The 23,065-nt window shown below is 72.7% G+C and carries 21 protein-coding genes; 15 read left to right on the top strand and 6 right to left on the bottom strand.

Annotated features, from left to right (window positions below; genetic code table 11):
• Nucleotides 1-4: 4 nt before the first annotated feature.
• Complete coding sequence (locus tag ACT3TZ_RS08400) at nucleotides 5-1,450, top strand: MFS transporter (protein ID WP_444582953.1); 1,446 nt, start codon at nucleotides 5-7, stop codon at nucleotides 1,448-1,450.
• A gap of 154 nt (nucleotides 1,451-1,604) precedes the next feature.
• On the opposite strand, the gene ACT3TZ_RS08395 is transcribed toward ACT3TZ_RS08400, so the two are convergent.
• Nucleotides 1,605-2,054 (bottom strand): hypothetical protein, encoded by a 450-nt coding sequence (locus ACT3TZ_RS08395; RefSeq protein WP_444582952.1) that lies wholly within the window; start codon nucleotides 2,052-2,054, stop codon nucleotides 1,605-1,607.
• 302 nt (nucleotides 2,055-2,356) lie between these two features.
• Here ACT3TZ_RS08395 and ACT3TZ_RS08390 point away from each other — a divergent pair, with 302 nt between their 5' ends.
• The 7 genes from ACT3TZ_RS08390 to cls all read left to right on the top strand — a co-directional run bounded on the left by ACT3TZ_RS08390 (nucleotide 2,357) and on the right by cls (nucleotide 9,876).
• A complete protein-coding gene (locus ACT3TZ_RS08390; RefSeq protein ID WP_444582951.1) occupies nucleotides 2,357-3,538 on the top strand; it encodes a trans-sulfuration enzyme family protein in 1,182 nt (393 codons plus the stop codon).
• 143 nt (nucleotides 3,539-3,681) lie between these two features.
• The gene (locus ACT3TZ_RS08385) at nucleotides 3,682-4,815 is read left to right on the top strand and encodes a trans-sulfuration enzyme family protein (RefSeq protein WP_444582950.1); all 1,134 of its coding nucleotides are present in this window, start codon (nucleotides 3,682-3,684) and stop codon (nucleotides 4,813-4,815) included.
• Between the two features lie 134 nt (nucleotides 4,816-4,949).
• Nucleotides 4,950-5,801 (top strand): transporter substrate-binding domain-containing protein, encoded by an 852-nt coding sequence (locus ACT3TZ_RS08380; protein ID WP_444582949.1) that lies wholly within the window; start codon nucleotides 4,950-4,952, stop codon nucleotides 5,799-5,801.
• Between the two features lie 6 nt (nucleotides 5,802-5,807).
• Complete coding sequence (locus ACT3TZ_RS08375) at nucleotides 5,808-6,476, top strand: amino acid ABC transporter permease (RefSeq protein WP_444582948.1); 669 nt, start codon at nucleotides 5,808-5,810, stop codon at nucleotides 6,474-6,476.
• Nucleotides 6,460-7,257, top strand: coding sequence for an amino acid ABC transporter ATP-binding protein (locus ACT3TZ_RS08370; protein WP_444582947.1), 798 nt, complete (start codon nucleotides 6,460-6,462; stop codon nucleotides 7,255-7,257). The genes ACT3TZ_RS08375 and ACT3TZ_RS08370 overlap by 17 nt, the downstream gene beginning before the upstream one ends.
• A 149-nt stretch (nucleotides 7,258-7,406) precedes the next feature.
• The gene (locus tag ACT3TZ_RS08365; protein WP_444582946.1) at nucleotides 7,407-8,321 is read left to right on the top strand and encodes a Bax inhibitor-1/YccA family protein; all 915 of its coding nucleotides are present in this window, start codon (nucleotides 7,407-7,409) and stop codon (nucleotides 8,319-8,321) included.
• Between the two features lie 76 nt (nucleotides 8,322-8,397).
• Nucleotides 8,398-9,876: a cardiolipin synthase gene (gene cls, locus ACT3TZ_RS08360; protein WP_444582945.1), complete on the top strand. Its 1,479-nt coding sequence runs from the start codon at nucleotides 8,398-8,400 to the stop codon at nucleotides 9,874-9,876.
• 30 nt (nucleotides 9,877-9,906) lie between these two features.
• On the opposite strand, the gene ACT3TZ_RS08355 is transcribed toward cls, so the two are convergent.
• Both ACT3TZ_RS08355 and ACT3TZ_RS08350 read right to left on the bottom strand, forming a co-directional pair.
• Nucleotides 9,907-10,677: a hypothetical protein gene (locus tag ACT3TZ_RS08355; protein WP_444582944.1), complete on the bottom strand. Its 771-nt coding sequence runs from the start codon at nucleotides 10,675-10,677 to the stop codon at nucleotides 9,907-9,909.
• Nucleotides 10,674-11,555, bottom strand: a complete 882-nt coding sequence (locus ACT3TZ_RS08350) for a hypothetical protein (RefSeq protein WP_444582943.1) — start codon at nucleotides 11,553-11,555, stop codon at nucleotides 10,674-10,676. The genes ACT3TZ_RS08355 and ACT3TZ_RS08350 overlap by 4 nt, the downstream gene beginning before the upstream one ends.
• 181 nt (nucleotides 11,556-11,736) lie before the next feature.
• Here ACT3TZ_RS08350 and thiM point away from each other — a divergent pair, with 181 nt between their 5' ends.
• From thiM to ACT3TZ_RS08330, 4 genes are all read left to right on the top strand, one after another.
• Nucleotides 11,737-12,567: a hydroxyethylthiazole kinase gene (gene thiM, locus ACT3TZ_RS08345; RefSeq protein ID WP_444582942.1), complete on the top strand. Its 831-nt coding sequence runs from the start codon at nucleotides 11,737-11,739 to the stop codon at nucleotides 12,565-12,567.
• A gap of 1 nt (nucleotide 12,568) precedes the next feature.
• Nucleotides 12,569-13,432: a thiamine phosphate synthase gene (locus tag ACT3TZ_RS08340; protein WP_444582941.1), complete on the top strand. Its 864-nt coding sequence runs from the start codon at nucleotides 12,569-12,571 to the stop codon at nucleotides 13,430-13,432.
• A gap of 68 nt (nucleotides 13,433-13,500) precedes the next feature.
• Nucleotides 13,501-14,421, top strand: a complete 921-nt coding sequence (thiD, locus tag ACT3TZ_RS08335) for a bifunctional hydroxymethylpyrimidine kinase/phosphomethylpyrimidine kinase (protein ID WP_444582940.1) — start codon at nucleotides 13,501-13,503, stop codon at nucleotides 14,419-14,421.
• 96 nt (nucleotides 14,422-14,517) lie between these two features.
• Complete coding sequence (locus tag ACT3TZ_RS08330; RefSeq protein WP_444582939.1) at nucleotides 14,518-15,333, top strand: LuxR C-terminal-related transcriptional regulator; 816 nt, start codon at nucleotides 14,518-14,520, stop codon at nucleotides 15,331-15,333.
• 37 nt (nucleotides 15,334-15,370) lie between these two features.
• Here the strand turns inward: ACT3TZ_RS08330 and ACT3TZ_RS08325 are convergent, their stop codons facing one another.
• Both ACT3TZ_RS08325 and ACT3TZ_RS08320 read right to left on the bottom strand, forming a co-directional pair.
• Nucleotides 15,371-15,880 carry a hypothetical protein gene (locus ACT3TZ_RS08325; RefSeq protein ID WP_444582938.1) on the bottom strand — a complete coding sequence of 170 codons (510 nt, stop codon included), beginning with the start codon at nucleotides 15,878-15,880 and terminating at the stop codon, nucleotides 15,371-15,373.
• A 222-nt stretch (nucleotides 15,881-16,102) separates the two neighbouring features.
• Nucleotides 16,103-17,320: a glycoside hydrolase family 3 N-terminal domain-containing protein gene (locus ACT3TZ_RS08320; RefSeq protein WP_444582937.1), complete on the bottom strand. Its 1,218-nt coding sequence runs from the start codon at nucleotides 17,318-17,320 to the stop codon at nucleotides 16,103-16,105.
• A 175-nt stretch (nucleotides 17,321-17,495) separates the two neighbouring features.
• On the opposite strand from ACT3TZ_RS08320, the gene ACT3TZ_RS08315 reads away from it, so the two are divergent.
• The gene (locus ACT3TZ_RS08315; RefSeq protein WP_444582936.1) at nucleotides 17,496-19,655 is read left to right on the top strand and encodes a prolyl oligopeptidase family serine peptidase; all 2,160 of its coding nucleotides are present in this window, start codon (nucleotides 17,496-17,498) and stop codon (nucleotides 19,653-19,655) included.
• Nucleotides 19,652-21,148 carry an alpha/beta fold hydrolase gene (locus ACT3TZ_RS08310; protein ID WP_444582935.1) on the top strand — a complete coding sequence of 499 codons (1,497 nt, stop codon included), beginning with the start codon at nucleotides 19,652-19,654 and terminating at the stop codon, nucleotides 21,146-21,148. The genes ACT3TZ_RS08315 and ACT3TZ_RS08310 overlap by 4 nt, the downstream gene beginning before the upstream one ends.
• 69 nt (nucleotides 21,149-21,217) lie before the next feature.
• Here the strand turns inward: ACT3TZ_RS08310 and ACT3TZ_RS08305 are convergent, their stop codons facing one another.
• Nucleotides 21,218-22,618 (bottom strand): DUF2079 domain-containing protein, encoded by a 1,401-nt coding sequence (locus ACT3TZ_RS08305; RefSeq protein WP_444582934.1) that lies wholly within the window; start codon nucleotides 22,616-22,618, stop codon nucleotides 21,218-21,220.
• Nucleotides 22,619-22,642: 24 nt separating this feature from the next.
• Between ACT3TZ_RS08305 and ACT3TZ_RS08300 the strand changes: the two genes are divergently transcribed.
• Nucleotides 22,643-23,005, top strand: coding sequence for a DoxX family protein (locus ACT3TZ_RS08300; RefSeq protein ID WP_444582933.1), 363 nt, complete (start codon nucleotides 22,643-22,645; stop codon nucleotides 23,003-23,005).
• Nucleotides 23,006-23,065 lie beyond the last annotated feature (60 nt).

Here is a 23,065-nt window from a genome sequence, read left to right as displayed (position 1 = left end):
AGGCGTGGCTACCGCACCCCTGAGGCCCAGCACCCGTCCCTCCTCCGCGGCGCGCGACGAGAACTCGTCGGCGCTGACCCCCGCACGTCGCCGCCTGGCCCTGTTCGCCCTGGCCCTGGGCGGCTTCGGGATCGGCTGCAGCGAGTTCGTCTCGATGGGGCTGCTCCCCGGGATCGCCCACACGCTCCTGCCCGGACTCATGGCCGAGGCGCCCGAGCAGGGCATCGCCCGCGCGGGCCTCGCGATCAGCGCCTACGCGCTCGGCGTCGTGGTCGGCGCGCCGACCGTCGCCGTCCTCGCCGTCCGCATGTCCCGCACCCGCCTCATCGCGCTGCTGGCCGTCGCGCTGCTGGTGGGCACCGTCCTGTCGGCCATCATGCCGACCTTCGACCTCACGATCCTGGCGCGCTTCGTCGCGGGCCTGCCCCACGGCGCCTACTTCGGCGTCGCCTCGCTGATCGCCGCCTCCCTCATGGGTCCCGGCTCGCAGGGCAAGGGGGTCGCGCTGGCGCTCTCGGGCCTGACCATCGCCAACCTGCTGGGCGTGCCGCTGCTGACCGCCTTCGGTCAGAACCTCGGATGGCGGATCAGCTACCTGCTGATCGCCGCCGTCTTCGCCGTCACCGTCGTCATGCTGCTGACCGTCGTGCCCCACCAGGGCCGTCCCGCCGAGCGCTCGGTCGTCGAGGAGCTCAGCGCCTTCCGCAGCAAGCAGGTCTGGGCCGTCATCGGCATCGGTGCCGTGGGCTTCGCGGGCGCCTTCGCCGTCTTCAGCTACATCGCCGAGATCTCCCAGCAGGTCGCGGGCACGAGCGCCGCCTTCGTGCCGATCGTGCTGGCGTGCGCGGGCCTGGGCATGACGCTGGGCAACATGGTGGGCGGCTGGGCCACGGACCGCTCGCAGAACGGGACGATGTTCATCGGCTTCCCGCTGTACATCGCGGCGCTCGTCGCGCTGTTCCTGTTCTCGGGATCCCCCGTGGGCCTGATGGCGACCCTCTTCCTGGTCAACCTCGCCAACGCGATGCTGGGTCCCGCCGTGCAGACCTGGCTGATCAAGGCCGCCGGCCCCTCGCAGGTGCTGGGCGCCTCGCTGAACCACGCCTCGTTCAACGTCGCCAACTCCCTCGGCGCCGCGCTCGGCGGTGCGGTGATCGCCGCAGGCTACGGCTTCCGGGCCCCCGCCGTGGTCGCGATCGTCCTGGCCTCGACCGGCTTCGCGATGGTCCTCGCGGCCCTGGGCACCAAGCGGGCGCTCGCACGGCGCTCCGCCCGCGTCCGCCCGGTCCCACCCGTCGACGTCACCGCACCGGCAGGGACGGCCGACGCCTCCGCCGCACAGGATCTCCCGACCTCCGCGGAGGATGCCACGACGCCCTCCGAGGAGCACCGGGTCGCCGTGGCCGCCGGTGAATCCGGCCGGGACGCGGCGGACACGACCATGCGCTGAGTCCCGACGCCTCGTCGTGGGGCGCCGGACCGTTCGTCGGTCCGGAGCCCCACGACGTCGCCCCGATGGCTCGGGCATCCCCCGTGCCCGGCGACGGCGCTCGACCGATCGTGCCGCGGCGCGCGCCTCGGGCCCGGCCGTCGCCGAGACCGCCTCAGCGGCGCGCGACGGCCCCGCGCCCGGCGCGTGAACGATGACGCCGGGCAGCGCGCGTCGAGCGCACCCATCGCAGCAGCAGCCGCCGCACGCCCACGAGCGAGTCGACGGCGAGGGCCATGAGCACGGCCGAGACGACCGAGACGATGAAGGTCCCCGTCGCCGTCCCGAGCAGTCCCAGGTGGGCCGCGAGGCTCCACGAGGCCGCCGCCGCACCGCCGCCGGCGGCGATGTCGCGCACCCGCAGCGTGCGCACGGCGGGGGCGACGTCGCGGGCCCTGGCGGACGCGGCCGTCGGCCTCGTCGGCTTCGCATCCGTCGATCCCTCGGCCGCGACGACGGGCAGCGGCCCGGTTCCCAGCGCGCGGAGCACCGAGGTCGCGGTTCGGGGTCGGCGAGGCGTGTGATGGACGGGTCGGACAGCGTCGAGCACGGCGGTCTGCGGCATCCCTCCAGCGTGCCGCAGCCAGGCGGCGTGCTGTCGTCGCGACGTGCGAGGGCCTCGCGGCGCTGTCGTGAAGACGCCTGCACACCTCGGCTCGGCCCGTGCCCCCACCGTCACCCGATCCGTCGCCTCGCGCCGCCACCTGTGCCTGTCGGGCCCGGTCGGCTCCCGTCCGTGCGGTCGCCCGCCCCCACGTCGCCCGTGGCTCGCGGGCCGCCCGGTCACACTCCGACACGTGAGGGGCGCTGTGAACCATCACAGTCGTAGCGTCAGGGCACCGCCCCGAGATCCGACCGAGGAGAACCGTGCACATCGACACCATCGCCGTCCAGGCCCTGCGCGGGCACGAGCACGGCGCCGTCGTCCCACCGATCCACCTCGCCTCGACCTTCGAGCTGGATCCGGCCGACAACAGCGGCGCCTACGACTACCAGCGGGGCGCCAACCCCACCCGAGCCGCCCTCGAGACCGTGCTCGCGGCGCTGGACGGCGCCCGCTTCGGCTTCGCCTTCGCCTCGGGCATGGCGGCCACCAGCGCGGTGTTCTCCCGCCTCACCGCCGGCGACGAGGTGATCCTGCCCGCCGGGGTCTACGGCGGCACATACCGCTTCGTCGACAAGTTCTTCGAGGCCCGCGGCCTGCACGCGCGCTTCGTGCCCGACCTCGGCACGCTCACCGACGCCGACTTCACCGAGCGCACGGCGCTCGTGTTCGTCGAGACGCCCGCCAACCCCACGCTGCGGATCACCGATCTGCGACGGATCGCGGACCTCGCGCACGCCCACGGCGCGATCGTCGCCGTCGACAACACCTTCATGTCCCCGGTGCTGCAGACGCCGCTCGCGCTCGGCGCGGACATCGTCGTGCAGTCGGCCACCAAGTACCTCGCCGGGCACTCCGACCTCCTCGGCGGCACCGTCACGACCGACGACGAGGAGATCGCCGCGAGCCTGGCGCTGGCCCAGAAGGCGCTCGGCGGGGTGCTCAGCCCCTTCGACTCCTATCGGCTGATCCAGGACATCAAGACCCTGCCGCTGCGCCTCGAGCGCCAGCAGGCCAACGCCGTGGCCCTGGCCGAGCACCTGCGCGACCACGAGGCGATCGGCCGCGTGCTCGTGCCCGGATCCCACGACGCCCACGAGGCGGCCGTCCACGCGTCCCAGGCCTCGGGCCCCGGCGCGGTGCTGTCCTTCGAGCTGGGGGAGGGGATCGACCGGATCGCGTTCCTGCGCGCCCTGCGGATCCCCGTCTACGCCGTGAGCCTGGGCAGCGTCGAGACCCTCGTCTGTCATCCCGCGACGATGACCCACGAAGCCATGACCCCTGCCGCACGAGCCGCCGCCGGCATCAGCGACGAGCTGCTGCGCCTGTCCGTCGGCATCGAGAACCTCCAGGACCTGCGCGAGGACCTCGACCAGGCCCTCGCCGCGGCGCGCAGGCCGCGCACGGCCGCCGAGGCGACGGCCGAGATCCCGGTGCACGTCTGAACAGGACAGGAGCTCGACTGCCGTCCGCAGGCCCCTGCGCTTCCCATCACACCCTTCTCAACCCGTTATGGGGAGCCAAAGCGATCGTTTAGTCTGAGATGGTCGTCGGCCGTCGCCGTCGACACCCTCGACCAGGAGCAGCCGTGCACATCGACACCATCGCCGTCCAGGCCCTTCGCGGGCACGAGCACGGAGCGGTGGTGCCCCCCATCCACCTCGCCTCGACGTTCGAGCTCGACCCCGCCACGGCCGACGGCACCTTCTCCTACCAGCGCGGCGGCAACCCCACCCGCTCGGACCTGGAGGCGGTGCTCGCCCAGCTCGAGGACGCCCAGCACGCCTTCGCCTACGCGACCGGCATGGCCGCGACCGCCGCGGTGTTCGGCCTGGTGGAGACCGGCTCCGAGGTGATCCTCTCGGCGTCCGTGTACGGCGGCACGTTCCGGCTCGTCGACAAGGTGTTCCCGGGCCGCGGCCTGACGGGACGCTTCGTCGAGCAGCTCGACACCCTCACCGACGAGGACTTCACCGAGGACACCGCCATGGTGTTCGTCGAGACCCCCGCCAACCCCACCCTGCGCGTGACCGACCTGCGCCGGATCATCGAGCTCGCACACGCCCACGGCGCGCTCGTGGTGGTCGACAACACCTTCATGACCCCCGTCCTGCAGCGCCCCCTGGACCTCGGCGCCGACATCGTCGTGCAGTCGGCGACGAAGTACCTCGCCGGGCACTCCGACCTCCTGGCCGGCACCGCCACCACCAACGACGACGCGCTCGGCGCGGCCCTGGCCCTGTCCCAGAAGACGCTCGGCGGGGTGCTCAGCCCCTTCGACTCCTACCGGCTGATCCAGGACATCAAGACCCTCCCGCTGCGCATCGAGCGCCAGCAGGCCAACGCCATCGCGATCGCCGTCCACCTGCGCGAGCACGAGGCCGTCGCGAACGTGCTGACCCCCGGCTGGCACGGCGAGGCCGAGGCCGTCATCCACGCCTCCCAGGCCTCGGGTCCCGGCGCCGTGGTCTCCTTCGAGCTGGCGCCCGACGTCGACCGCGTCGCCTTCCTCCGCGCCCTGCGGATCCCGGCCTTCGCGGTCAGCCTCGGCGGGGTCGAGTCGCTCATCTGCCACCCGGCCACCATGACCCACGAGGCCATGACCCCGCAGGCGCGCCTGGACGCCGGGATCTCCGACGAGCTGCTGCGCCTGTCGGTGGGCATCGAGGACATCGGCGACCTCCTCGCCGACCTCGACCAGGCGCTCGCCGCTGCCCGCTGACCCCGTGGGCGGTCGGGGAATCCCCGCGGCCCACGTGCAGGCGACGGCGGCCCGCCACCCCGACCGGAACCCTCCCCGACCCACCTCCACCGCGAGCACCCGATGCCCGCCGCGACCCAGAGAAGAGAACTCCCATGACCGCAGCCTTCCGCCCCTCCCGACGTCTCGCCCTGACCACAGGCTCCGGCCTGGGCCTGGCCGCCCTCCTCGCCGCGTGCGGCCCCGCCCAGAACCGCGGCGCCGACGGCAGCGTCGCCTCCGACGGCGGCGACGTGGACGATCTGCTCCCGGGCATCGAGTCCTCCAAGAAGGTCCGGATCGGGCTCGAGGGCACCTACAAGCCCTACGCCTTCCACGACGACTCCGGAGCCCTCGTCGGCTTCGAGAAGGAGATCGCCGACGCGATCGCCCAGGGTCTCGGCGCGACGCCCGAGTACATCGAGACGGAGTGGGACTCGCTCATCGCGGGCCTGGACGTCAACAAGTACGACTTCGTCATCAACAACGTCGGCATCACCGCCGAGCGCGAGGAGAAGTACCTGTTCTCCCAGCCCTACGCCCGGTCGATCGGCCGCGTCGCCGTGCCCAAGGACTCCGACATCCAGACGCTCGCGGACCTCAAGGGCCGCACCGCCGCGCAGTCGGCCACGAGCAACTGGGCCGCGCAGATGACCAAGCTCGGCGCCGTGATCCAGCCCGTCCAGGGCTTCGCCGAGGCCATCGAGCTGCTGGTCCAGGGCCGCGTCGACTCCACCGGCAACGACATCGTCTCCTTCCAGAGCTACCTCCAGGAGAAGCCCGACGCCAACTTCCGCCTGCTGGACGAGGAGCTCCCGGACGACTCGACCGTGGGCGTGATCTTCCGCAAGGACCAGGCGCCGCTGCAGAAGAAGGTCGACGAGATCCTCACGGGCCTCAAGAGCGACGGCACCCTCAAGGGCATCTACGAGAAGTGGGTGGGCACGGACCTCACCCCGCAGAGCTGACCTCCGATGGACAGGGTCCTCGAGCTGTGGATCAGCTCGCTGCCGCGCATGCTCGTCGCGACCGCCGAGGTCACGATCCCGCTGTCGCTCATCTCCTTCGCGATCGCGCTGGTGCTCGCGGTGATCACGGCGCTCACGCGCCTGTACGGCCCGAAGCCTCTGGCCGCGATCGCCTTCGTGTACGTCTGGATCTTCCGCGGGACGCCGATGGTGGTGCAGCTGTTCATCGTCTTCTTCGGCCTGCCCAACGTCGGCATCGTCCTGCCCGCCTTCGGCGCGGCGATCGTGACGCTGGCGCTGAACACCGGGGCCTACGCCTCCGAGGCCGTCCGCGCCTCGGTGCTGTCGATCCCGCGCGGGCAGTTCGAGGCCGCCCAGACCCTGAACCTCTCGCGCTGGTCCACCTTCACCAAGGTGGTCTCCCCACAGGCGTTCCGGATCGCCCTGCCGCCACTCATGAACGACTTCATCGACCTGGTCAAGGGCACCAGCCTCGTCTTCGCCATCACCATCGTCGACGTGTTCCAGGTGGGCCGGCAGATCGCGGCGGCGAACTTCGAGCCGCTCATCATGTACTCGCTGGTCGCCCTGATCTACCTGGCGATCGTCTCCGTGCTCAGCATCCTGCAGAGCCTGCTCGAGAAGAGGATGTCGCGCCATGTCCGCACAGCCTGACCGCCCTGCGCGTCCCGACGTCACCGAGCCGCCGCTGACGCTCTCCGGGATCCGCAAGACCTTCGGCCGCCTCGTCGCCCTGGACGACGTGAGCCTCGAGATCCCGCGAGGGCGCACCACGGTGCTGCTGGGCCCCTCGGGCTCGGGCAAGTCGACGCTGCTGCGCAGCATCAACTACCTCGAGCACCCCGAGGCGGGCGTCATCGACTTCGGCGAGGCCGACGGCAACGGCCGGTTCGCCCTCGACCGGCCCCTGAGCGCCAAGCAGGTCCGTGCGCTGCGATCCCGCTCGACGATGGTGTTCCAGCAGTTCAACCTGTTCCCGCACCTCACGGCCCTGGCCAACGTCACCCTCGCCCCGATCGAAGCCCTCGGGCAGAGCCGTTCGGCGGCCCAGGAGCGTGGCCGCGAGCTGCTCGAGAAGGTGGGGCTCGGGGCCAAGACCGACGCCTACCCCGATCGGCTCTCCGGAGGTCAGCAGCAGCGCGTCGCGATCGCCCGGGCGCTCGCGATGGACCCGGACGTGCTGCTGTTCGACGAGCCCACCTCGGCCCTGGACCCCGAGCTCGCCGCGGAGGTCGTCGCCGTGCTCGCGGACCTCGCCACCGAGGACCGCACCCTCGTGGTCGTGACCCACTCGCTCGCCTTCGCGCGACGGGTGGCGGACAAGGTGGTGTTCCTCGAGGACGGGAAGATCGGCCTGGACGGCTCCTCCGACGACTTCTTCGAGAGCACCGACCCGCGCCTGCGACGCTTCCGGGAGGTCGTCAGCTCGGTGTGACCGCCGGCGGTTCGCCCACGGCACACTCCCTGACCGGATCCCTGCAGGCAGGGCCCGATACGATGGACGGCGACGCGCAGCATCTGTCCGCAGCCAGGGACCGCACGGCGCTCGCGCCCTCATGACCGCACGGCCCCCGAGGAGGAGCCATGGCCAGACACAACATCATCTTCGGCAACGACAAGGCGCTGAACAACGGCTACGCCGGGTTCGACGACCGCACCCCGGTCGACGACCGCGCGCGCGGAGGCTTCGGCCGGTCCGCACCGCAGTTCGGCGCGCAGGCTCCGCAGTACGGCCAGGCGCCGAGCACGCAGGACGACCTCGAGGCGAGCTTCTCCCGGCCGTCCGCCACGGGTCACGACACCGGCCGCATGACCATGCGCGACGCGCTGAACGCGGTCACCGCGACGCTGGGCTTCGTGATCGTCGTCGGACTCGGCGTGGGCGTGATGCCCACGGTCCTCCGCGTCGTCAGCGGGGAGCAGGGCGACGAGCTCGGGCAGCTCATCATGCTCGGTGCGCTCGGCATCGGCCTCGTCGGCGGCATCGTCACGGGGCTCGTCAACGCCTTCAAGCGCACGCCGTCGGCTCCGCTGGTGCTGGCCTACGCGGTGTTCCAGGGGCTCCTGCTCGGAGGCCTCTCGGCGCTGTTCGAGATGCGCTACCCGGGCATCGCCCTCCAGGCCATCGGCGCGACGCTCGCGGTCGCGGGCACGGTCCTGGTCCTGTTCCGCATCGGCGTGCTGCGCACGTCGCCGCGCCTGAACAAGATCTTCATGGTCGCGATGGTCGCCTACCTGGCCTTCTGCCTCGTCAACATCGGCTTCTCGATCTTCGCGGGCTACGACCTGCGCCAGGGGGTCCTCGGTCTGGTGATCGGCGCGATCGCGGTCGTCATGGCCTCGTACTCGCTGGTCATGGACTTCGAGGACGTCCAGCGCGGCGTGAACGCCGGCGTCCCGCGCAGCTACGCGTGGCGCTGCGCTTTCGGCATCGCCGCGACCCTCGTCTGGATGTACATCGAGATCCTGCGGATCCTGTCGATCCTCCGGGGGAACTGACACGTACCGCTCGGCGGGCCCGGCACCTCCTGAGGTGCCGGGCCCGCCGTCGTCAGGAAGGGGCGCCGTGGAGGCGATGTGGGAATGGATCCGGCAGTACGGGCCGGAGATCTTCGCGTACGGCACGTTCACCATCGACCTGATCCTGCGGATCACGGCGATCATCGTCGTGCCGCGCAACCGCCGGCCCGGCTCGGCGATCGCCTGGCTGCTCGCGATCATGATCTTCCCGTGGATCGGCTTCCCGCTGTTCCTGCTGCTCGGCAACGCGCAGCTGCCGCGCCGCCGGCGCGAGAAGCAGAAGATCGTCAACCAGCTCATGCACGAGCGGGCCGAGGACATCCCCGACAGCGACCTGGATCCCGACAGCCCCTCGTGGCTGCAGTCCGCGGTGACGCTGAACCGGAACCTCGGGGCGTTCCCCCTGACCGGCAACAACTCCGCCGAGCTGCACATCCACTACGACGAGACCATCGACCTCATGGCCGAGGACATCCAGGGGGCCCGCCGTGAGGTCCACGCCCTCTTCTACACGATGGCCAGCGACGAGGTCACCCGAGGATTCATCACGGCCCTGTGCGACGCGGCCGATCGCGGCGTCCACGTGCGCGTGCTCTACGACCACCTCGGGTCCTTCACGCACCGCGCGGTGTACAAGGCCATGCGCCGGGCGTTCGACGCCCACCACATCGAGCACTACCCCGCGATGCCCATCAAGCCCTTCCGCGACGGCGCCTTCCAGCGCCCGGACCTCCGCAACCACCGCAAGATCCTCATCGTCGACGGCGAGGTGGCGTGGCTGGGCAGCCAGAACATCATCGCCCGCGACTACGACAAGGCCGCCAACCGCCGCAAGGGGCTGAAGTGGCAGGAGACGATGGTGCGCCTGCGCGGCCCGGTGGTCTCCGAGGCGAACCTGCTGTTCTCGACCGACTGGTACTTCGAGTCCGGGCACTTCCTCGACGAGAGCGTCGTCGTGCGCTCCTCGCCCGACACGACCGGGGAGATGGAGTGCCAGATCGTGCCCTCGGGGCCCGGCTTCGTGCTCGAGAACAACCTGCTGCTGTTCAACCAGCTCTTCTACAACGCCCGCGAGCGGATCGTCGTCGTCAGCCCGTACTTCGTGCCGGACGACTCCATGCTCTACGCGCTCATCACCGCGGCGCGGCGCGGCGTGCAGGTCGAGCTCATGGTGTCCTCCGCGGCCGACCAGTTCATCGTCTCCCACGCCCAGCGGTCCTACTACAGCGACCTCCTGCGCGCGGGCGTGACCATCTGGCTGTTCGAGGAGCCGTACATCCTGCACGCCAAGCACGTGACGATCGACGACTCCGTCACGGTCATCGGCTCCTCGAACATGGACATCCGGTCCTTCGTGCTCGACATGGAGAGCTCGCTCATGATCGGGGGCAGCGACTTCATGGAGCACATGCGGGAGATCGAGGCGACGTACCGGGCACGTTGCACCCGCCTCACGGACGAGGAGTGGCAGCAGCGGTCCTTCATCTCGCGGACGCTCGACAACATCTGCCGGCTGGCCTCGTCGGTCGTCTGAGTCCCCGGTCCACCCGGCGGGGCCGGCGGCTCAGACCGCCTGGATCGACGCCTCGATCTGCGGGCCTGCGGCCTCGATCGCGGGGACCCCGCGCGCGATGTCCGAGTAGTACACGGCCGGGCCCTGGTCGGTGTCCAGCACGATCACGGTGAGGTAGGAGCCCGTCGTGGTCGTCAGCCGCGACTGGTCGAAGACGAGTGTCGCGGTGACCTTGTAGCCCGTCATCCCGTCGATCTCCACCGGGGCGCCGACGGCGTCCTCGACGTGACGCTTCTGCGTGGAACCGTCCCAGAGGCTCGCGTCGGAGACGGTGCAGTCCATGATCCGCTGTGCGGCGACGTCGGCACCGGGGTACTCGTAGCCGGTCTGCCACGTGAGCTCGCCGATCGAGACCATCGAGATCCAGGAGTCCTCGACGTCGATCGCGATCGAGTCGGTGTCGTCGGCGAAGGTCAGCGTCGTCTGCGGGATCTCCCGCCAGCCCTCGGGGATCGTCACCTGGATGCGGGACGAACGGATCGTGCCCTGGCTGTTCCTGGTGCGGGACGTGCGGTCGCTGTTGCTCCAGCAGAACGCCGCGGTCTCGGTGGGCGTGGCCTGCCCCGTCGCGCTCGACGCCGAGCCGTCCGTCGAGGGCACCGTCGTGTCCACGCTCAGGGTCTCCGAGGCCTCCCCGGAGCCCTTCGTGCCGCCCCCGGCCGCCTGGACCGCCACGAACACGATCGCAGCCCCGACGATCAGGGCGAACACCGCCAGGAACGAGACGGAGCCGATGACGAGCGTGCGGGTGCGAGGGCTCATGAGACCACTTCCAGGCTGGCGATGATGTCGTCGAGGTCCTGCACGTGGTCCGGGTGGTCGGCCGCGACGTCGGAGACGAGGACACTCGGGCCCCCGGGGGTGTCGACCACGATGCTCGTGACGACGGACTGGTCGGTGGTCTTGAGCGACGAGTTGTCGAAGTGGTACGTGGCCTGCACGATCCATCCGGCGGTGCCATCCACGGTGGTGGCCTCGGAGCGGTAGTCCGTGACCTCGGGCTGGTCGCCGAACTCCTCGATGAGCCCGGCGGAGGTCGCGTAGCACTGGAAGATCGTCACGGCGGCCTTCTCGGCGCCGGGATACGAGCCCTGGTCCTGGGGCCAGGCGACCCGCGCCACGCTCACCACGCTGTACCAGTTGCCCTCGACGTGGCGCCCGTACCCGGCCACGTCCTCGACGTAGGAGAGGTTCCCGTTGCCCCAGCGGCGGTCGAAGTCCGTGGGGCGCGTGTACTGCAGGCCCCCGCCGCGCACCTTCCCCGTGGTCTGGGGGGAGGTGGAGCCCTGCGGCAGGACGGCGCACGGGGCCGTGGGCGCCTGGGTGAAGATGGGCGGCGGCGGCTCGAGCTGCGGGTCGTTCGGATCCGGGATGTACTCGGGCTGACCGCTCGCGGTGCCGTCGGTGGCCGCCACCGGGGCGGGCGCGGGATCCAGGGTGCTCTTGAAGAGGGTCTGGGAGAGCACCAGCGCGACGACGGCGACGAGGACGATGCTGACGCCGACGACGGCGAGGATCAGCGCGCGCATCCGGGAGCGCGAGCGGTCACCGATGGGCGCCACGACCTCGCGCTCCTGCGTGTCCCGCGTGTAGTCGGGCAGTCCGAGGTCGCCGTGCGACCCCCCGTAGCTGTTCGCCATCTCGTGCCCCTCCTCTCACCGGCTCTCACCCGGGGCGATTCTCGCACAGGGCCGCCCCGCGCACCCCCTGCGACGGGCCCCTGCTAGGGTCGGGCGCGTGGCACGGGGTGCCGTCCGGAGGGCGGCTGAGAGCACACCCGTCGAACCTGCTCCGGTCAGCACCTGCGAAGGGATCGTCACCATGGCGCACTCGGACGCCCCGTCACGCTGGGTCGAGCTCCTCGCTCGGCCGCGGGGGACCTCGCCGCTGGTCCAGTGCCTCACCAACACCGTGGTCCAGCAGGTCACGGCCAACGCCCTGCTCGCCGCCGGAGCGGCACCCGCCATGGTCGACCATCCCGACGAGGTCGAGGCGTTCGCGGCCGTCGCCCAGGGCGTGCTCGTCAACCTCGGGACCGTCGCACCCCATCAGGTCACGGCGATGCCGCGCGCGGCCGCCGCGGCGCGCGCCGCCGACGTGCCGTGGGTCCTGGATCCCGTGGCGGTCGGCGCCCTGCCCGTCCGCACCCCGCTTGCCCACGCGCTGGTCGCGCTCGCCCCCGCGGCCGTCCGCGGCAACGCCTCGGAGATCCTGGCCCTCGCAGGAGCGGGAGCCGGCGGACGCGGGGTCGACAGCGCCGAGGGGTCCGAGGATGCCGTGACGGCGGCCCGCGAGCTCGCGGCCCGCACGGGCGGCGTGGTCGCCGTCTCCGGTGTCCGGGACCTCGTGGTCTCCGCAGAGCGCGCCACCTGGATCGCCGGCGGTGATCCGCTCCTGACCCGCGTCACAGGCACCGGCTGCGCCCTCGGGGCGCTCACGGCGGCGCTCCTGGCCGTGGCCCGCACGGAGGAGGTCTCGGGTGACCTCGACCATGACGCCGTGGTCGCGGCCCATGCCCTCGTCGCGGCCGCCGGCAGCCGCGCCGCGATCGACAGCGCGGGCCCCGGCTCCTTCGCCGTCGCCTGGCTCGACGCTCTGGGGACCCTCGACGCAGCGGACGTCGCCGCGGCGGTGGACCTCGAGGAGATCTGAGGTGCGTCCCTCCCAGGAGCTCGCAGGACGCCTGGACTGGACCGTGTACCCCGTGACGGACTCCGCCCTCTCCGGCGGCATCGACCGCGTGCCCGGGATCGTCGCCGGGGCCGTGAGCGGGGGAGCCCGCGTGATCCAGGTCCGCGAGAAGCACGCGAGCGACGCCGACGTCGCCGCGCTGGTGCGGGCCTGCCGGGAGGCCATCGCCTCGGCGCTCGGGCGCGACGCCGCCCGAGAGGTCGCGGTGTTCGTCGACGACCGGCTCGAGGTGGCCGTCGAGCTCGGCTGCCACCTGCACGTGGGACAGAGCGACACCTCCGTCGCCCACGCACGCCGGGAGCTCGGCGATGCGCTCCTGCTGGGCCTCACGGTCAGCGATCCCGACCAGACGCGGGAGGCGTGCGAGGGCGGGCACGCCGACGTCCTGGGCCTCAGCCCGATCGCCGCGACCGCCACCAAGACCGACACTGCCCCGCCGCTGGGCCTGGACGGGGCCCGGCGGTGCCTCACGGTGCTGCGCGAGGCGAGCTCCGGCCGCGATGCGCGGCGGCACGCCTCCGCGCCCCGGGCGGTCGCGATCGGCGGCATCGACCTCGCGCTCGCCGAGCGGCTCGGCGAGATCGGCATCGACGGCGTCTGCGCGGTCTCGGCGATCGCCCGCGCGGCCTCGCCCGAGGACGCGACGCGGTCCCTGGGAACCGCGGTCCGCCGCGGGCGGGAGAATCGGGGGCACGAGCGGGCCGAGCAGGCCGCGTCGTTCGTGCAGGCAGCGCGGTCGGACCCGTCGGAGCGGGCCGGGCACCCCGTCCGGAGCGGCCGTACGCCGTCGTCCTCCGCGGCCGGGGCCACACGGCCCCCGGTCTGATCCGCCCACCACCGGTCCACAACCACCCGCCACCCGCACACAGCCACCATCAGCCGAGAGCAGGAGCCATGCGACCTCCCACAGCACTGTCGATCGCCGGGACCGATCCGAGCGGAGGCGCCGGCATCCAGGCGGACCTCAAGACCTTCTCGGCCCTGGGGGTGTACGGCACGACGGTGATCACCGCGCTGGTCGCCCAGAACACCCAGGGGGTCCGCGAGGTCCGCGAGGTCAGCCCCGACTTCGTGCGCACCCAGGCTGATGCCGTCCTCGACGACATCCCCCTCGACGCCACGAAGATCGGCATGCTCGGCACCGCCGGGGTGGTGCGCGTGGTCGCGGACCTCATCGCCGAGCGGCGCGCGGACCTGGGCCGGATCGTCCTGGACCCGGTGATGGTGGCCAGCAGCGGCGATCCGCTGGTCTCCGCCGAGGCCGCGCAGCTGCTCCGCGAGCGCGTCGTCCCCCTCGTGCACGTGCTGACGCCCAATCTGCCCGAGGCCGCCCAGCTGCTCGGCGAGGAGGACGCCACCGACCTCGACACCATGCGGGACCAGGCGCTGCGGCTCCAGGCCCTCGGCGTGCCCGTCGTCGTCCTCAAGGGCGGGCACCTCGCCGCCGCGAGCCGGAGCACGACCGACGACGGAGCCGAGGAGGTCGACGAGGTCGTGGACATCGTGGTCCATCCCGGGGGGACCGACCTGCTGCGCGGGGTGCGGGTGCGCACGCGCAACACCCACGGCACCGGCTGCACGCTGTCCAGCGCCATCGCCGCCCAGTACGCCCGGATCTCGGAGTTCTCGCGCGCCGGCGAGCTCGACGAGATCGGGGACGCGGGCCCCGAGGACGACGACCTCACCGTGGTCACCTCGGCCCGGGAGTTCCTCGCGAGCGCCCTGGCGCACGGCGCCGCCTGGGAGCTGTCGCGGACCCCGGCGACGGGCCACGGGCCGGTGGACCACCTCATCACGCTCGCCGATCGGGACTGAGGCCGCCCAGGGATCGGACCCCCGGTGCGTCGCACGCGCACGGGGCGCAGGATGGTGCGCTCCGGCGCGAGGTGACGAGCAGAACGAAGGTGGACGGTGGACGACGAGGCCACGCGGCAGCAGGTGCCCACCGCGCTCGCGGGAACGGTGCTGGGACTGCACCTCGACGAACGGGTCGAGGACTTCGCCCGACTGCTCGGCGAGGCGCCGCTTGCCGGCGTGCGCGAGTCCTCGCGCACGTGGCTGCGTGAGCGCTACGCCGAGATCGTCCCGGTCGTCCTGCCCGCGGCGCTGCGGGCCGTCGAGCACGGCACGCCGATCGACCCCGAGGCCCTCGCGCAGCTGCGCGGCATCGCCCGGGACTGCCCGGAGCTCCCGGCGACGGATCCCTCGGTGATCCTGCGCGGAGGGGCCCCGGCGCTCACGGTGTTCGCCCTCGTCGTGCAGACGGCCGCCCGCCAGGACGTCGAGCGCGCGGCGCTGGCGATGGGGCGGGCCTCGCTCGTGGTGCTGGAGATGGGCTCGTGCTGGACGGAGGCGTGGTGGCGCCGCCGCGGAGCGCGCCGGACGCGCCCGGACGACGACGCGGAGGCGGCCCCCGCGTCCGCGGAGGACCTCGACCTCATCGCGACCGGCTCGGGCACCGCCGAGGGGCTGGAGCCGAGCGACGAGCAGATGCTCGAGCTCCTGGCCCAGGGCCTCTCGAACGAGGCGATCTCCCGACGGACCGCCTACAGCAGACAGGCCGTGGCGTGGCGCCTGGGACGCCTCATGCGCACCTGGAACGCCCCGAACCGCACGGCACTGGTGGCCTTCGCCGTCGCCAAGGGCTGGCTGGGCCCGCGGGGCTCCCGGCGTGCCCAGGGCGCCGGCTCAGGTCCGACGACGGACGAGCCCCCGACCGTCGCGTGACGGTCGGGGGCTCGGAGCGGAGGAGCCGGATGCGGTCTCAGCCGCCGTTGACGTGGATGACGTTGTCCTGGCGGTCGATGTTGCCCTGGACGCCCCAGTTGATCCAGCCCTGGTCGCCGTTGTTGGTGACCTTGCCCGGTCCGCTGAACCAGTAGATGACGTAGGCACCGCCCTGGATGTCGACGTTCTCGGCGTGCGCGATCTCGCCCTCGACGTTGATGTCCTGGTTCTTGTTGACCACGGCCACCGTGAGGCGATCGGGGTTGTTCTCGTTGTAGAACCCGACGTCGAGCGCCGCGCGGACCTTGCCGCCGCGGTCCTTCTGATCGTTGATCGCGTCCTTGACGGCATTGCCGATCGCGACCGGATCGAGGTTGACGTTGACGCTGCCCCCGACCTCGGTGGACGGCGCGGAGGTCGCCGCCGGGGCCGGTGCGGCCGGTGCGGGGGCGGCGCTCGCGGGGCCTGCGACGGCGGCGATGGATGCTCCGGCCAGCGCGGTTCCGGCCAGCAGCTTGGCGGTCTTCGACTTCATCACGTTCATCATGCTCTCCTTCTTCTGCGTGGTGACCTCGGAGGTCTTCCTGCTCGGACGACATCCATCCTGTGCGGCCCCTCACGGCGTGACCAGCGATCATGCGCCGCATTGGGCGATCATCCGACAACTCCCGGAGGATTCGCCCATGCCCCTGGCGTCAGAGGTGACCCGATGGTAGGTTCCGCGCGCGGTCCGGCAGCGCGGAGCCCGGCCCGGCAGCCAGGCGGCGGTTCAGTCCAGCAGGCCCGCGGAGGCCTTGAGCCGGAGCGCGCGCACGGCGGACTCGCGGACCCGGTCGGCGTGCTCCGGGCTCTCCTGCGCCCACGCGACGATCGCGTCGACCAGCTCCCCGGCGAGTGCGGGATCGGCGGTGAGGACGACGTCGCCGCCGGCGGCCAGGAAGCGGGTGGCGCGCTCGCCGACGGGCACCGAGGAGACCGCGGCGGCGGCCCCGACGTCGTCGGTGATCACGAGCCCCTCGAAGCCGAGGTCGCCGCGCAGGAGGTCGGTGACGACGGCGGAGGAGAACATCCCCGGGGTGCCGTCCTCCAGCTGCGGGTAGATCGCGCTGGAGACCATCACGGCGCCGGCGCCGGCGGCGATGCCGGCGCGGAACGGGTCCAGGAAGGGATCCGAGGCGTCGGTGGTCGCGTCCTCGATCCCGGTGTCGGTGTGGTCGGTGTTCCCGGAGACCCGGCCGAGGCCGGGGAAGTGCTTGAGGGTCGCCGCGACCTGCGAGGCGGCCAGGGCCGTCACGGCGGCCTCGACGCACGGGGCCACGAGCGCCGGGTCCGTCCCGAAGCCGCGGTCGAGCTTGCCGACCGGCTCGTTGTCGTCGCCCAGCTCGGGATCCACGACATCGGCCACCGGTGCGAGGTCCAGCGCGATCCCCAGGGACGAGAGGTCCTCGCCGATGCTCGTGTACGCGGCCGTCACCGCCGCGGCGCCGTCCCGGCCGAGATCGGCGGCGCTCGGGGCCTCCCGTGCGGCGTCGCCGCGGAGCATCCGGATCTGCCCGCCCTCCTGGTCGACCGCCAGCAGCGGGCCCACGCCCGTGCCGGTCGAGGCGGTCGCGTCGCGCGCCGCCGTGAGGGCCGTGCGCACGGCGTCCGCGGACGTCCAGCGGCCCAGCAGGAACAGACCTCCCGCGCGGTGCTCGGAGAACGCGGCGGTCGAGACGCGATCCCCGGCGGTGACCCCGACGAGCACGAGCTGTCCTGCGAGGCCGTGGGCATCGAGACGGTCGGCGGCCTGCTCGGCCGGGTCCCCCGAGGGCGCCGCGGAGTCCGATCCCGCGCCCGATCCTGTGTCCGATCCCGCGTCCGAGGCGGCGCTCCCGCCGTCGGAGGCACCGGTGCCGCCGTCGGTGGCGGCGTCCTCCGGGCCGGGCGCGGAGCACGCGGCGAGGGTCGCGGTGGGCAGGGCGGCGAGAAGGGCACGGCGTCGCATCCCGCCAGTCTGGCACGGTCGGCACCCCGCGCCGATAGGGTGAGGAATCGGCGCTCCGCAGGGCCGGGTGCGGCCGGCGGTGCCGGTGGCACGGGCATCGCCGTGACCACGGTCGTGGCCCGGCCCGCGCGCCCGCTGCGGGAGCGCCCTCCGCGACGACAAGGAGCCTGCGCCCATGAGCACGACGCCCACCACCCCTGCCCCCGACGGCCCCTGCCTCCCGGCGCCCGACGGCAGCAGCGACCCCTGGACCTGGCTCGAGGACGTCACGGGCCAGGACGCCCTCGCGCACGTCCGCGAGCGCAACGCCCGGGCCGAGGCCGAGATCGACGCCGACGGCCTCACGGCGACGCTCCAGGGCGAGATCCTCGAGATCCTCGACGCGACGGACCGGATCCCTCCGGTGGTCCGGCGCGGCGAGCACCTCTACAACGTGTGGACCGACGCGCAGCACGAGCGCGGGCTGTGGCGCCGGACGACGCTCGACTCCTACCGCGGCGAGGACCCCGAGTGGGAGACCCTCCTGGACGTCGACGCCCTGAACGAGGCCGAGGGCGAGGACTGGGTGTGGCACGGCGCCCGCCTGCTGCGCCCCGCCGAGGGGCTCCCGTGGCGTCGGGCGCTCGTGGACCTCTCCCATGGCGGCTCGGACGCCGACGTCACGCGCGAGTTCGACCTCGAGACGAAGCGGTTCGTGCCCGCCGCCGAGGGCGGATTCGAGCGGCCCGAGGCCAAGGGCTCCGCGACCTGGATCGACGAGGACACCGTCTGGGTGGCGACCGACTTCGGGGAGGGGACGCTGACGACCTCCGGCTACGCCCGCCAGGCCCGCCGGTGGGCCCGCGGGGTCGCCCTCGCCGACGCCCAGCTCGTGTTCGAGGCCGATGAGACCGACATGGGGGTGTTCGTCGGGCACGACGCGACGCCCGGCTGGGAGCGGGACTGGCTGGTGCGGATGCGCGCCTTCTACGACTCCGAGCAGATGCTGGTGCGGACCGTGCCGGGAGAGCCCGAGGCCTCCTTCGACCTCGTCCCGATCGACGTCCCCGACGATCTCGAGGTCGACGCGCACCGGGAGCTGGCCCTCTTCACCCCGCGCAGCGACTGGGAGGTCGAAGGGACGGTGTTCCCCGCGGGCTCGCTGGTCGTCGGCGAGCTCGACGGCTACCTCCGGGGCGAGCGCCACCTCACCAGCCTCTTCGAGCCGACGGCGACGGCATCGCTGGCCGACGTCACGGTCACCCGCGACCTCGTCGTCCTCACGATCCTCGAGGACGTCGTGCACCGCCTCGAGGTCCATCACCGCGACGGCTCCGGCGCGTGGGTGCGCGAGGACCTCTACCCCGACCTGCCCGGCGCCCTGTCCGTCGCCGCCGTCGACGACGTCGACTCCGACGAGATCTGGGTGACCGCGACCGGCTTCCTCGATCCGACGACGCTCTCGCTCGCCGACCTGTCCGGCGTGCTCAGCGGGGAGGGCCCCGGGGAGCCGGAGGTCATCAAGACCTCCCCGCCGCGCTTCGATGCCGCAGGTCTCGAGGTCACCCAGCACTTCGCGACCAGCGACGACGGCACGCGCGTGCCCTACTTCCTCATCGGTCCGGCCGATCGCGCCGCCGCGGAGGACTCCCCGACGCTGCTCTACGGCTACGGCGGCTTCGAGATCTCGCTGACCCCCAGCTACCTCGGGGCGATCGGCAAGGCATGGCTCGAGCGCGGCGGGACCTACGTCATCGCGAACATCCGCGGCGGCGGCGAGTACGGGCCCCGGTGGCACCAGGCCGCGCTCCAGGAGAACCGCCACCGGGCCTACGAGGACTTCTCCTCCGTCGCGAAGGACCTCGTCGAACGGGGGATCACCGTCCCGGCGCGCCTCGCGGTGCGCGGCGGCTCCAACGGCGGGCTGCTCACCGGGAACATGGTGACCAAGTACCCGGAGCTGTTCGGCGCGGTGATCGTCCAGGTCCCGCTGCTGGACATGAAGCGGTTCTCGCATCTCCTCGCGGGCGCGAGCTGGATGGCCGAGTACGGGGATCCGGACACCGACGACTGGGAGTTCATCCGCACGTTCAGCCCGTACCACCTGCTGCGCGAGGACGTCGCCTACCCGCCCACGTTCCTGCTCACCTCGACCCGGGACGATCGGGTGCACCCCGGGCACGCCCGCAAGTTCGCGGCGGCGCTCGAGTCCCTCGGGGCCGATGTGCGGTCGTGGGAGAACATCGAGGGCGGCCACGGGGGTGCCGCCAGCAACGAGCAGGCGGCCAGGATGAACGCCCTCATGTACGCCTTCCTGTGGCAGAGGATCGGCGCTCCGGCGCCCGCGGACGGATGACCGGCACCCCCGGGCCGCGGGACGAGGAGGAGCCCCGCCCGTCCGTCCCGTCCCGCGCCCGGCGCGCCGTCGCCGACGGCATCGGACGCCGCCGTCGTCGCTCGCGGCCGGCGCTCATGGACATCACCGAACGGGCCGGCCAGGACGAGCTCCTGCAGATCCGCAACGATCTGATGACCGTGTACCGCGAGGTGGGGGAGGGCGACGACCGCCTGTTCCCCCTGCGCTACGCGCGGGCCGGCGGGAATCCGCTGCACCGCGGCACGGCGGCCCCGGCGCCCGGCCCCGCCGCCCGCATCGAGGACCAGGAGTCGCGTCTCCCGCCGATCCTGGTGATCCCGGACGGCCCCGGCACGGCGTCGGTGCTGCCGTACGACGTGCTGCGCCGGATGATGGCCCAGCGCGGCCTCGACGTGATCATGGTCGAGCATCGCGGCGTCGGCCTCTCCCGCCTGGACGCCGAGGGGGAGGATCTCCCGGCGACCTCGATGACCGTGGACGCGGTGATCGGGGACGTCCTGGCGGTGCTCGACCACGCCGCGGTGCCCCGGGCCGTGATCTACGGGACCGGGTACGGCGGCTACATCGCCCAGCTGCTGGCCGCATTGCACCCCGAACGGGTCCACGCGCTCGTGCTGGACTCCCCGCGGGTGTCCGCCGGGGACGACGAGGTCGCGCGCGCCGCCTTCCGCGCCATGTACGTCGACGGGGCCGACGACCGCACCGAGTCGATCGCCCGCGTGGTCCGCCGCCTCGTGGACGAGGACGTCCTCGACGGGCACCGGGCCGGTCCCGTGCTCCTGGCCGTCCACGAGTACGGCGGCCCCGAGGCCGTGCGCGAGCTGGTCGACCTGCTGGCCCAGGACCGCGGGCGCCTCACCTGGACGTCGATCCGTCAGGTGCTGACGCGCCAGTGGCTGCAGTCCACCCCCTACGTGCAGGAGGACGACCTCGTCGCGCGGATCCTGCACACGCAGCTGGGCGTCGGTGCCCGGTCCGACGACGGCGAGCTGGACCCCCTGCAGCTCATCGTCCAGCAGGCCCGCACCGTCCCGGCGTTCACCCGACAGCCCTACGACCTGCGGCAGCTGGCCACCTCGATCGCCGCGCCGACGGTCGTGCTCAGCGGGGACGACGACCTCATGACGCCGCCGAGCATCGCCCGGGACATCGCGGCACGGATCCCCGGCGCCCAGCTGATCCCCCTGGCGCACACGGGCCACGGGATCCTCGACTCCCACCCGACGGTCGCGATCATCGCGGCCTGGTGGGCGGCCGCGGGCTGCGCGGACCGGCTGGCCCCCCACGCCGCGGAGCTGTCCCGCCTGCCGCACGTCTCGGTCAAGGGAGCGGTCACCGAGGGCCTGCGGATCGCGCTGATCGCCGAGCGCATCTCGCCGTGGAAGCTGTGGTTCGAGACCGCCCGGTCGCGCCGCGCCGAGGCGGAGGTCGACCCCGCGGGACGTCGCGCCCGGCGGGCACGCGCACTCTGACGAGCCGGTGCGCCCGGACCTCGGATCGGTGACGTGCCAGGTGCCACGACGGTCCCGGCCTTGCGCCGGTCAGCTCCCCGCGGGCCTGCACACGACCCAGAACCCGCCGTCATCGTACGTGGTCGCGTACGTGCCGGGGTCCTGGCGGTACTGCTCGTCGGCCCACTGGGCGGCATCGCGCGGCGGGGTGCCGTTCCACGAGAAGGCGTAGTCGTCGACGACGACGCACTGCGGCACCCGCTGGTTGGGGCCGTGCAGCCATTGGACGTCGTGCTCGGGGACCAGCTGGGCCATGAGGGTGATGTCCGTGGCGACGACGGCCCCGTCCGGCACCGCCTCGACGGCCCCGGCCGCCGGGGCCGCGCGCCAGGACGTCTCCCAGGTGGAGGGCCGAGCGAGGTTCCACAGCGGCATCGCACTGCCGAGCGCGAGGGTCACGGCGGCGCTCGCGGCCACGGCCACGCCCCGGGTCCAGCGGCTCGTGCCGCGCACCCCGTCGAGCAGGGCCGCCGCGGCGATCGGCATGAGCACGGCGTTGTAGTGCCAGTACCAGGTCCAGTAGAACTCGACGGTGCCGGTGAAGCGCCACGCCAGCGTGGGCAGCATGAGCAGGATCAGCGGGGAGCGCAGCCCGATCCCGCCCGCGACGAGCGCGAGCATCAGCACGGTGATCCACTTGTCGCCCGGGAGGAACACGTCCAGCAGCGAGCCGAGGTTGTCGGTGTAGTCGTACTGCCCGGCGGTGTTCAGCAGCGGCAGGATCACGAAGGTCGACAGGATGAACCAGCCCAGCCCCCAGCACGCCAGGCCCGCGCCCTCGAGGCGGTGCTGCTTCCCGCGCAGCGCGATCACGGCCCCCAGCACCAGGACCGTGAGACCGAGGTCCTCCTTGACGAACACGAGCGCGCCCGCCCACAGGCAGGCCGCGAGGACCCTGCCGCGCAGCAGGCGGGTCAGGGACATCGCCAGCAGCGGCACCGCGAAGGCGATCTCGTGGAACTGGACGTCCTGGGCGCTCTGCAGCCCGAAGGAGAACACGTAGGCGCCGCCGAGGATCCCGCCGAGCCAGCTGCCCAGCCGCTCCATCGCGAGGCGGGCGATGGGGATCGCGGAGATGCCGAACAGCAGCGCCTGGGTCCACAGCAGCGCGAGCCCCGAGGGCCAGACCGCCCAGATCGGCCCCAGCAGCACGAGGATCGGATGGAAGTGGTCCCCGAGCAGGTTCACATCGTCGCCCTTGATGGGGACGATCGGCGCCCTCAGGTGCGCGTAGTCCTTGGCGAGCTGGGAGAAGATCCCGAGGTCCCAGCTGCTCGAGGTGAGGTTGCGGAACTGGTGTGTCGAGAGGATCCCGTAGGCGACGGTCGCGAGGACCGCGAGCGCGATCGGGACGATCAGGCGGGCGGTGGCCCCGCCGCGGCGATGTGTCGGCTCGTCGGGGATCGTCGGCGCCGGTTCGGGGGAGCTCACGGATCGAGGGTATAGCGTCGACGGATGGCGACTGCGACCTCCCGATTCCTGACCGTGCTGCTGGGCGGCGCCGGTGCCGTGCACCTCGCGCGGCCCGCGGTGTTCGACCCCATCGTCCCGCGGTGGCTGCCGGGTCCGCCGCGCGCCTGGACCTACGCCTCGGGGGTGGCCGAGCTGGGCGTCGCGGCGCTCATCGCGGCGCCGTCGACCCGTCGGATCGGCGGGGCGGCCGCCGCCGCGCTGTTCGTCGCGGTCTTCCCGGCGAACCTGCGCATGACCCGCCTGTGGTGGGACCAGGGCGCCGGGAGGCGCGCCATCGCCGTGGGACGCCTCCCGCTGCAGGCGGTGCTCGTCGCGCAGGCCGCGCAGGTCGCCCGCGAGGGCTGACCGGGTCCGTCAGCCCGCAGGCCCCACGGGATCGGTCCAGCGGGGACCGCTCCGCCTGGT

The sequence above is a fragment of the Brachybacterium sp. AOP25-B2-12 genome, from assembly GCF_052378625.1.
Lineage (GTDB): Bacteria > Actinomycetota > Actinomycetes > Actinomycetales > Dermabacteraceae > Brachybacterium.
The sequence above is the reverse complement of the archived record's forward strand: the minus strand, read 5'-3'. Positions and strand labels throughout refer to the sequence as shown.

Coding starts and splice junctions, on each gene's coding strand:
- ACT3TZ_RS08395 (WP_444582952.1), bottom strand. CDS start 2,054: ATGCCGCAGACCGCCGTGCTCGACGCTGTCCGACCCGTCCATCACACG.
- ACT3TZ_RS08380 (WP_444582949.1), top strand. CDS start 4,950: ATGACCGCAGCCTTCCGCCCCTCCCGACGTCTCGCCCTGACCACAGGC.
- ACT3TZ_RS08375 (WP_444582948.1), top strand. CDS start 5,808: ATGGACAGGGTCCTCGAGCTGTGGATCAGCTCGCTGCCGCGCATGCTC.
- ACT3TZ_RS08370 (WP_444582947.1), top strand. CDS start 6,460: ATGTCCGCACAGCCTGACCGCCCTGCGCGTCCCGACGTCACCGAGCCG.
- ACT3TZ_RS08365 (WP_444582946.1), top strand. CDS start 7,407: ATGGCCAGACACAACATCATCTTCGGCAACGACAAGGCGCTGAACAAC.
- cls (WP_444582945.1), top strand. CDS start 8,398: ATGTGGGAATGGATCCGGCAGTACGGGCCGGAGATCTTCGCGTACGGC.
- ACT3TZ_RS08355 (WP_444582944.1), bottom strand. CDS start 10,677: ATGAGCCCTCGCACCCGCACGCTCGTCATCGGCTCCGTCTCGTTCCTG.
- ACT3TZ_RS08350 (WP_444582943.1), bottom strand. CDS start 11,555: ATGGCGAACAGCTACGGGGGGTCGCACGGCGACCTCGGACTGCCCGAC.
- thiM (WP_444582942.1), top strand. CDS start 11,737: ATGGCGCACTCGGACGCCCCGTCACGCTGGGTCGAGCTCCTCGCTCGG.
- thiD (WP_444582940.1), top strand. CDS start 13,501: ATGCGACCTCCCACAGCACTGTCGATCGCCGGGACCGATCCGAGCGGA.
- ACT3TZ_RS08325 (WP_444582938.1), bottom strand. CDS start 15,880: ATGATGAACGTGATGAAGTCGAAGACCGCCAAGCTGCTGGCCGGAACC.
- ACT3TZ_RS08320 (WP_444582937.1), bottom strand. CDS start 17,320: ATGCGACGCCGTGCCCTTCTCGCCGCCCTGCCCACCGCGACCCTCGCC.
- ACT3TZ_RS08315 (WP_444582936.1), top strand. CDS start 17,496: ATGAGCACGACGCCCACCACCCCTGCCCCCGACGGCCCCTGCCTCCCG.
- ACT3TZ_RS08310 (WP_444582935.1), top strand. CDS start 19,652: ATGACCGGCACCCCCGGGCCGCGGGACGAGGAGGAGCCCCGCCCGTCC.
- ACT3TZ_RS08300 (WP_444582933.1), top strand. CDS start 22,643: ATGGCGACTGCGACCTCCCGATTCCTGACCGTGCTGCTGGGCGGCGCC.